Annotated in this window: 6 protein-coding genes; all 6 read right to left on the bottom strand. The window is 55.6% G+C overall.

Translation table 11 applies throughout. The features are described 5' to 3' along the window. A partial coding sequence (locus AB5Y95_RS09755; protein ID WP_368160777.1) for a retention module-containing protein occupies positions 1 to 1,863 on the bottom strand: 1,863 nt, incomplete at its 3' end. 266 nt (positions 1,864 to 2,129) lie between these two features. Continuing rightward, positions 2,130 to 4,055: a LapD/MoxY N-terminal periplasmic domain-containing protein gene (locus AB5Y95_RS09750; RefSeq protein ID WP_368160775.1), complete on the bottom strand. Its 1,926-nt coding sequence runs from the start codon at positions 4,053 to 4,055 to the stop codon at positions 2,130 to 2,132. Positions 4,056 to 4,058: 3 nt separating this feature from the next. Then, positions 4,059 to 4,781 (bottom strand): transglutaminase-like cysteine peptidase, encoded by a 723-nt coding sequence (locus tag AB5Y95_RS09745; RefSeq protein WP_017766671.1) that lies wholly within the window; start codon positions 4,779 to 4,781, stop codon positions 4,059 to 4,061. 158 nt (positions 4,782 to 4,939) lie between these two features. After that, a complete protein-coding gene (locus AB5Y95_RS09740) occupies positions 4,940 to 6,256 on the bottom strand; it encodes a TolC family outer membrane protein (protein WP_024943445.1) in 1,317 nt (438 codons plus the stop codon). Positions 6,257 to 6,291: 35 nt separating this feature from the next. Then, positions 6,292 to 7,710 (bottom strand): HlyD family type I secretion periplasmic adaptor subunit, encoded by a 1,419-nt coding sequence (locus AB5Y95_RS09735; RefSeq protein WP_005302548.1) that lies wholly within the window; start codon positions 7,708 to 7,710, stop codon positions 6,292 to 6,294. Beyond that, positions 7,703 to 9,847: a type I secretion system permease/ATPase gene (locus AB5Y95_RS09730; RefSeq protein WP_010633572.1), complete on the bottom strand. Its 2,145-nt coding sequence runs from the start codon at positions 9,845 to 9,847 to the stop codon at positions 7,703 to 7,705. The genes AB5Y95_RS09735 and AB5Y95_RS09730 overlap by 8 nt, the downstream gene beginning before the upstream one ends. Positions 9,848 to 9,886 lie beyond the last annotated feature (39 nt).

The raw sequence follows: 9,886 nt of genomic DNA, 5'->3' as shown, positions 1-9,886 counted from the left end.
GATCGCCGCCCCCTGGCCGTTGGCAGCCAGCGGATCCACCGCATAGAGGCCGCTTGCCACGTTGCTGCCGCTCAGCGCCAGGCTGTAGCCGATGCTGCCCGCCCCGTCGGCCCCGAAGGCCGGGTTGAACTGGGCCTGCACGTCGGCCGCGCTCAGGCTGGCACTGGCCACCCCGTCACCGCCCACTCCACCCAGGCTGACCAGGCTCTCGTCCACGGATACCGTGCCCAGCCCTTGCGTATTGGAGGTCAGGGTGACACTGGGAACATCATCCAGAATGACGACATCCAGACTGCCATTGGCTGTGTCACCATCCGGATCGACCAGCACAACATTGAAACTCTCCACCAGTGATGCATCGTTAGCTGGTTGAGTGTGTGTCTCGCTGTCGTTCAGCGTATAGCTGTAACTCACACTCCCCGTTCCAGTTGCAGGGTTGTAATTGATGCCAGTAACAGTCAACTGATTGCCCAACGGGCTGGCGATGGTTTGCGGGAACGAAGTGATGGTTTGTCCATTGGTGATCAGTGCAACACCACCCAGGGTCAGACTCTGGACACCATCGGCCGCACTGAAGGTAAAAATACCGCTCTGAGTCAAGGCTGCTGCATTGGGATTACTGCCATCTGCCAAAGAGGCTTCATTGAGCGTCAGCTCTCCTCCTTCCACCTGCAAACCAGCCAGTTCGACCGGTTCATCAACCGGCGTGATAGTGATGGTCAAAGTGGATTGGACGGTATCTACACCATCGGTGACGGTGTAGCTGACGGCGGGAACGGGACCATCATAATTGGGAGCCGGCGTGAACTGATAGCTACCATCCGCATTGATCAGCAGAGTACCGATCCCTGCCAGGCTGACAGGTGTACCTAGGGTGGCATTGGCAACCCCACCCCAGCTAAATCCAGACACGGAAGCCGCCTGCGGACCATCATTGTCGATGGTGTTGGCAAGCAGATTGCCCGATACGGCTACATCTTCCGTCACCACCACACTCTCTCCCTCATCGGCGAGATCATTGATGGGGGTGATCGTCAACTCCAAGGTGGATTGCACCGTGTCGGTGCCATCAGTCACGGTATATATCACTGGTGGAACGGCGCCATCGTAGTTGGGGGCCGGTGTGAATGTGAAGCTGCCATCCGTATTGACGATGAGCGTACCTACCCCATCGATGGTCACGCTGGTACCGGCAGCTATATTGGCATTGTCCCCCCAGGTGAAGATCAGTACTGACGCAGCCTGCGGCCCATCGGTATTCACCGTGTTATCCAGCAGATTACCACTCAGAGATCCGTCTTCAGCAACGGTCAGTTGCTCTCCCTGATCCGTCAGCTCATTGACCAGCAAGGGCTCCGCTATCTGCTGGGTATCCACCACCGGCTCAGCTTGGTAGGTAGTGTCAAACCCGGCGGCGGCGATAGTGGCATCGCCAATCCTGTCGATGGTTACAAAACCACCGTTACCGCTGGCTCCAGCAACCCCACCGATCCCACCGCCACCACCTGCAGCCGGAGCACCACCCGCAGCTGACGCTTCAAAGTTTTGCGTCGGGTCAACCCCTTGCAAAATCGACTTTTGCAAGGCGGCTATATCAGGAGAGGCCGCATTTCCGGCATCCGGAGCCGGTGGCTGGCCGGTAGCAGGCGCATCATGGGCAGGAGCATCCGGTGTGGCAGCCGCCGGTGAATCATCGTAGGGCGCCAATAACAATTTGGCATCATCTGCAATGTTGAGCTTTGCCCCGGGTTGCAGGATCTCTCCTTTTTGCAGAGGGCGGCTGCTTCCATCAGCCAGCACGATTTGCACATTGCCTTCAACTGCAGAAACCACAACGGTTTTGTCGATGATTTGGGTACGCATGTCCATTGCTCCAACGTGACGGATCTCGATGTCTACACCATAGATGTCCGTGTTTCTTGCATCCGTTGCAAAAATGTATGGGATTCGTGTCAAAACTGGGGAGGGGAAATGTACGAAATCGAATGTTCTTTTTTATATCGTCAAATCAATCAGTTGCGCGACACCAAATGAAACCATCTAGTTTAATTAAACTGAGAATAAGCATGCTTATTAATTTTTCGAATAAAAAAGGGGCCCTTGTGGGCCCCTGAAATACTTGGTCATGCTCACGGCAACGGAAATGCCGGGTGTACAAAGCCCTGGTAACCATCGATATGAAGCTTTGAGAGCAACTCGACCTGGTGTTGATCTTCCACTCTGGTCGCAATGGTTGTAACGCCGGCATTGTGGGCGGCACGACATACCGCAGCCAGGAAGGAAGTATCAGCCCCAGGCTCCATAACCTGGCTGGTATAGCCGTGGTCAACCTTGACATAGGAAGGCGCAAGCTCCTCCAGATACCCCAGTGACTGGAAGTGGCGTCCATAGTGATCCACACCCCACTGAAAGTCATGCTCTTGCAGAACATGAACCAGAGCGGTCACATGCTCCTTGTGCTTCATGATAGCGGCTTCAGGGATCTCGAACAGCAAGCGCTCTTTCAATCCGGCATTGTCGCTCAGATAACCGGTCAGCCAAGTACGGAATTCATCTGAGCACAGCGAGCCAGCCGTAATATTGACCGCCAGGACCAGATCAGGTTGCTGCTGCATTAATGGAACTGACGCATCCAGTATTGCCTGGTCAAACTCACCACCCAGCTTGAACTGCTCGATGGCAGGCAGGAACTGGCCTGCGAAATAATCGGTACCATCGCGAGAGATAGAGGCAAACAGTTCTGCATGCATACGTAGACCATTATCAAATCGGCAGGCTGGCTGCGCCTTGAAACGCCACAAATGCCGTGCAATCGCATCCTGAACCAGATCACGCCAAGCCAGGCGTCCCATCAACCCCTGATCTGTGCCCCCTTCCATGACCACGGCACCACGACGTTCATTGCGGGCCCGGCCCAGCGCATTGTCAGCCTTGGTCAGCAGTGCCGACAAATCATCGTTACCATCTCGCCCAGCAATACCAATGACGGACAAGGCGCCCCCCTCACCCATGGGATTTACCACCAGATCGGCGATGCGACTGTTGATCACTTCAGCCAAATCCTTCAATTGGGAAAGGTCATCTGTCGGGCACAACAGGGCATATTCCGTTGCCGAGATCCGCGCCACAGCAGAGCCATCCCACCCTTTCAATTGTTCTTTCAAAGCCTGGGCTATCGATTTGACCATGTTGTCACGCGCAGCAAATCCCTCTTCGCGGTACAGCTCGTCCAGCATGTCGACGGCAACCAGCATGACCCCCCCTTGACCAGCCTCTGCAATCCAGGCGTTGACCTGACCCACGAAATAAGCCCGGTTGCCCAAGCCGGAAACGGCGTCGACGTAGACCCGCTCCCGCAGTTTTTCAGCCTCGTCGGCCTGCTCTTTGAATTGCACGGCCAACTTGCTGGAGAGGGTATTGATGGCCTGAACCACCTGTTTCAATTCATGGGTCTTGGGTTCGGGAATGGCATGACCAAAGTGATGCAGCTCTATCTCGACGGCCTGCTCACAAATCTGCTTGAGCGGCTTGAGCAGGTAGTTGAGTGCCCGCATGAGCAAGATGGTGGTGATCAGAAAACCTATCAGGAACCAGCTGGCAAGCTCACTCATTCCGCGCCACAACTCGTAATAGGCCTGGCCGGGATGACCAACGACCTTCAATTTACCCAGTTGCAGCCAGCCCGATGTCAGGATCGACTCATTGGATACCTCGGGAAACAACCCAAGATTGATGAACCATTGGGGAACACCTTGAATGTTATTGGTATTTTCCTGCTCGATGACATCCTTGGAAGCCAGCAAGTCCAGACGGACCAGACGATAATATCCCCCGTCAAATATCGCCTGAATGACGGACTCAGCCCCCACCTTGTCACCATTTTCCAGATAAGGGGTCAGTGCCAGCCCCAGAGACGTGGCTGTATTGATGACGGTGGTTTCCTGCTGTTGGGCCAGATAGGTACGAGTCGAGTTGAATTGCACCCAATAGGTAGCTGCAAACAACAACCCGAACAGGATCAACATGGTTGCCAATAATTGTCTGTAGAGCGTCATAGGTTAATCATCCAAATTCAACACAGGCTGAGCCAATCGCCCCGACGTCATGCGATTGCGTAAATCATTCCATAATCCCAGGCGTGAGGACTGTCCAGCCAGTTCCCCTTGACCACGCGCCTTCATCAACCACAAGTGACTACCGTTAAAGCTGTATATCGGCACCAGATCCCTACGTTGACTGGCAGGCCGGATCGACCCTATCAAATTATCCAAAATGACGGGCACCGCAGACGGTGTTTCATAGTAAGCGACGACCATATGAAACTGGTTGTAATCCAATGCCTTGACATAGACCATCCGCATCTTTTCATCCGGAACACCCAGCTCCAGCAGGGTAAAGTATTTTGAAATGCTGAAGTCTTCACAATCGCCACCAGCCGCTCCCAAAAACTCCAGCGGGGTTGCCCAGTAGTCTTTTTTTCGCCACAACTTGATGTCGTCGATAAACCGCATCTGGTTGAAAAACTGGTTAACCTTCTCCAGCTTCTGACGGTCGGTCAGGCCGGCAGCGCGGTTTTGCATTACCAGTGTGCGCCAGGTGGTAACCCGTTTGCCGGCTCTGACGCCGTAGGTCTCCTGAGCCCGTTGTACCAGTTTGAGATCTTCAGGGGTAAGAGGCTGACTGGCGGAGAGCAGTAGCGGCAGAGATATCAGCAGCAGCCAAAGTGACCAGCGTAACCAGCGAGCGCGCAGCAACTGGGTCAAACCGGAGGTTGACGCCATGCCGATACTGCTTGCTCTATCCCATCCGGTCACATGCATCTTCGACAGATCCAATGGTACTCACTGCATTGGCCAGAGATGGCCGTCAGAGACAAGGGATGGCGGCAGTCCGGCTGCAACCATCCCTTTCACTCGCATCAAACCTGATGCGCACTCCATTACTGTTTGGCTTGCCAATCGGCCGGCTGCTTCACATTGAATGCGTTGAGCAGGCTGCCAGTGGCATTGAGGATCCGATAATCCGCCAGCAGGGAGTCATACTCGGCTGTAATGTAGCTGCGGCGCGCTTCAAACAATTCGTTTTCGGTGTTCAATACGTCCAACAAGGTACGTTGACCGAGACCAAACTGCTTCTTGTACGCCTGCACAGTGTCATAGCTTGCATCCACGTGTTCTTTCAGGAAGGTCTTCTGTTTAGCCAAAGACTCTTTTGCGTTCCAGGCCAGGCGGGTTCCTTCCTCTACCTGACGGAAGGCATTCATGTGAATATCCTTGGCCTGGGAATAGAGTGCGGAAGTGGCCTTGCTCTGGGCCAGATCGGAACCACCGCGGAACAAGTTGTAGCGCATCCGAACCATGGCGGTCAGGTCATCGTTGCGCCCCTTGACGGCATCGATATCCTCATTCCAGTTTTGATCCACTTCAAAGGTGACGTTGGGATAAAAACCGGATTTGGAACCTTCATGCTGGTATTTGGCGGCTTCGATATCCTGCAGGGAGGAGAGCAGCGTTGGGTGAACTTCGGTTGCCGTCTTCAGTGCCGCATCCAGGCTGCTAGGAATGAGCTGAGCATCCGGAACCGGCTGTACCAAATCTTTTGGCATCTCGTTGACCACCCGGATGAACTCACTTTCGGCATCGCGATAGTTGTTCTCGGCGGCAGCCTGGTTGGCGTAGGCTCTGGCTACCCGACCATCGATCTGGGTCTGGTCAGCGGTCGAACCCAACCCCGAATCGGTCCGCTTGCTGATGTCGCTACGGATCTGTTCGTGGGTTTCCAGGTTCTGCTTGGACAGCTCCAGGATCTCCTGCTGGCGCAGCATGTTGAGGTAGACCTCGGCCACCCGCAGTGCCGTGTTCTCAGCCTCGGAGATCATGGCCAGGCGCTGGGCATTGGCTTCGGCATCAGTACGTGCCACGTTGCTGCTGACGTTGAAGCCGTCGAACAACATCTGGCGCAGGCTGATGCCGGCCTCTTTACGGGTCATCGAATCGTCACTATTGGGGTTAAGACGAGTTGATGGACTATCAGTCTTCTCATAGCCGACACCGCCACGCAGATCGATGGTGGGGTAGTAACCACCTTTGGCCCCGTCATGCTGATACAGTCGCGCCTGATAGAGATCAAAAGCTTCCTTGATTTTGGGATGGGTAGCCAATGACTGTGCCACTGACTCCTCCAGTGTTTGTGCCTGGCTTAGGCCCGGGAACAGCACAGCGCCACTTACTAACATGGCAACAATCGTCTTCTTCATGGTATCTCCAGTCATGTTGTTTTTAGATTGTTGGCTTATCGTTCTCTCAGTGCCGACTGCTTTGCCCGTAATATCGGCTTAAGCAAATAGTCTAGGACACTTTTTTTACCAGTAATAATATCTGTACTGGCTAACATACCGGGGATGATGGGAAGTGCGTTAAGCTCATCGCCCAAGTAACTCTTCTCGGTGCGTACCCGAACCAGGTAGAAGGAATTGCCATCTTCATCCTGAATTGAGTCGGCACTTATCTGCTCAACCTTGCCATGCAATCCACCATAAATGGTGAAGTCATAGGCAGTGATCTTGACCACGGCTTCCAGCCCCGGTCGCAGGAATGCGATATCTTTCGGCGACACCTTGGCTTCGACCAGCAGGGTGTCTTCCAGCGGTACTATCTCCATCAGATCCATGCCGGGCTGGACAACGCCACCCAGGGTATTGATCTTGAGCTTCTTGATGGTCCCTTTGAGCGGAGCGATGACGCTGGTGCGATCCACTCGGTCACGCAATCCCACCTGCCCCTCGGACAACTGGCTCAGTTTGCCCTGCCGCTCGTTGAGTTCGGTTTGCGAATCGGCCCGAAACTTCAGCGCAATATCGTTGCGCTTGGAGATGGTTTCCCGCAACACGGAGTCAAGCTTGGGGATCAGCAGCCTATTGCTCTCAAGCTCCCCCTGCATCTCGTTGACCTGGCGCTCCAGCTTGATCAACTCAACCTGGGGCACGATCCCCTCTTTGGCCAGGGGACGGCTGATATTGAGCTCCTGGCGCGCCAGATCCACACTGCGTGCCACCGTCCTTATTTTGGCATTGAGCTCTATGGTCTCCTGCTCTTTCTGCTCGATCTGCTGACCAAGAATATAGAGCTGGTTGCTCAGGTTGTTGAGGCGCTCATTCTGCACCGACTTTTCCCGTGTCGCATATTCGGCAAACACGTTCTCATAACCGTCCGGAAAAACGATGGGCTGCTTTTCAACCACCACCTGTTCACGCCAACCCAGATTGGGGCCGGTCTTGACCACCACGCTCTGGATCTCCGCCCGCAATCTGGCGATGTCCCCCTTGAGGGTCACCAGCTCCTGCTCCCGCTCCCGAAAGTCGGAACGGAAACGGGTATCATCGATGCGCAGCAGTGGCTGCCCTTTCTCGACGATATCCCCTTCCTTCACGAAGATCTCCTTGACGATCCCCCCCTCCAGGTTTTGGATCACCTGCAACTGACGTGACGGGATCACCTTGCCCTGGCCGACGGTCACCTCATCAAGCTCGGCCCAGGCTGCCCAGATGATGGCACTCATGAAAAACAGGAAGCAGGCCCACAGCAGGGCACGTGCCCGCGTCGGGGTACTCAGCAGGACGGCGGCCGCACCGTCATCCACAAACTCAAGGTGTTCCGGGGCCGGCAACACAGTATCGGAAGGCGCCTTCTTGAACAGGCCAAACTTAGCCATTGGAGGCCTCCTGTACGCGCACCTTGCCCTCTTTCAGCTGTTGCAACACCATTTCCTTCGGACCATCGGCCACCACCTGGCCCTGTTCGATCACGATGACCCGTGAGGCTACGTCAAGCATGGTGGTTTTGTGGGTGATGACGATCAGGGTCGTTTCCGGCCCAAGCCTGGCCAGCTCATGCTTGACCTGCATCTCCGACTGGTTATCCATGTTGGAGGTCGGTTCGTCCATTACCAGTATGGGGGGATCATTGAGCAAGGCCCGGGCCAGCAAGATGGCCTGACGCTGACCACCGGAGAGCTGACGGCCCCCTTCCCCTATCTGTCTATCCAGCCCATTGGGATCCCGGTTGGTGAAGTTGGTCACCCCGGCCCGCTTGGCAGCCCGCATGACTCGCACATCATCCACCAGCGGATTGCCCAGCATGATGTTGTCGCGTACCGAGCCAAAAAACAGGGTCACATCCTGTGGCACACAGCCTATATTGCGGCGGATCACCGAGGCCGGCAGCTGATCGAGTTCAAAACCATCGAGCCGTACCGAGCCGTCGGTAGGCCGATAGAGGCCCATCAAAATCTTCTCGAGCGTCGTCTTGCCCGCCCCGATCCGGCCAATGATGGCCACCTTCTCACCCGGCTCGATGCGCAGGTTGATATTGTGCAGGGTGCTGGTTTCCATCCCGGGATACTTGAACGATACCTTGTCAAACTCGATCCGACCGGAGATCACGGGATGGTGGATGTACTGCTTGCCCTCCTCCTGCTCGCCCGGCGTGATCATGATCTTCTCCAGGATCTCCAATGCAGACTTTGCCTGGTTGTAGCGGGTCGAGAGAACCGACAGCTGTACCATGGGCGCGATGGCGCGGCTCGACAGCATGACGGCGGCAATCATGCCCCCCATGGTGACCAGTCCTTCCGAGATCTGGTAAACCCCGACAATCACCAGTGCCACCGTCACCACCTGCTGGATGTAGCTGGCCAGCGATGACATGGAGTTGGTAATGCGACGGGTCTGTACGCCCCAGGTCGAAATGTGGGACACAGCCTGCTCCCAGCGGTGCTGAAACATGCTCTCGGCACCAAAGATTTTCACGGTTTCGAGGCCCGAGATGCTCTCGATCAGGTTGGCGTTTTTCTGGGAAGCCAGCCGTGAGCCCTCTTCGATGGACTGTTTGAGCGGCGCCTGGATATAGAAGCTGTAAATGATGAGGATCACCATGGCCACGATGGGCACCACCACCATGACACCGGCAAAGATCCAGATGATGAACAGGAAGAAGATGGCAAAGGGCAGATCGATGAGGGTAGATACCGTCGCGGAAGTGAAAAACTCCCGCACCGATTCAAACTCCTGCAGATGCTTGGCAAAGGCGCCGGTCGACGCAGGACGCGACTCCATCCGCATCCCCATCACCTTGGCAAAGATCTTGGCTGATAGCAGCACATCGGACTTTTTGCCGGCGATGTCGATGAAGTAGCTGCGCAGCTGGCGCATCACGAAGTCGAAGGTGAACACCACCATGGCGCCAACCGCCAGTACCCAGAGCGAATCAAACGCCAGGTTGGGCACTATCTTGTCGTAGACGTTCATGGTGAACAGAGGGCTGGCGACGGCAAACAGGTTGATGAGGATGGAGGCGACCAGCACATCCCGATAGATGCCGCGAGATTCGAGCAGGGTGCTCCAGAACCAGTGACCATCGCGGGTCTCCAGCACCTTGGGTGAACGCTCATCGAACTTGAACTGCTTTTTGACAAAAAACAGCCGCCCCAGATACTCATCACCCAGTTGAGATGCACTCAGCCACTGGGCCGCATCCCCCGCCTGAGGGAAGATCACCTTGCCCTGGGTTCTGTCTTCGTTCCACTCCAGCAGAATGCAGGCGCCGCCGTTGCGCATCTGCAGCACACAGGGCAGCAACAGGGGGGAGATCTCGTCGAGAGACTGGATGACTTCCCGGGCGGACAAGCCACCCCGCTCGGCGGCACGGCCGAACAGATTGGGCGTCAGCAGACCGGATACCAGCGGCAGGCCGGTGGTGAGAGCGTCCTTGCTGTTGGGTACCCCATAAAAGCGGGTCAGAAAGACCAGGCACTCCAACAACTCGTCAATACGGTTAGTTTCTGCTTGCATAGCATCCTGTCACTGCATGATTGGGCCGGCTGTCTCGCC

Source organism: Aeromonas sp. R5-3 (assembly GCF_040908225.1).
In the GTDB taxonomy this organism is placed as follows: domain Bacteria; phylum Pseudomonadota; class Gammaproteobacteria; order Enterobacterales; family Aeromonadaceae; genus Aeromonas; species Aeromonas dhakensis.
The sequence above is the reverse complement of the archived record's forward strand: the minus strand, read 5'-3'. Positions and strand labels throughout refer to the sequence as shown.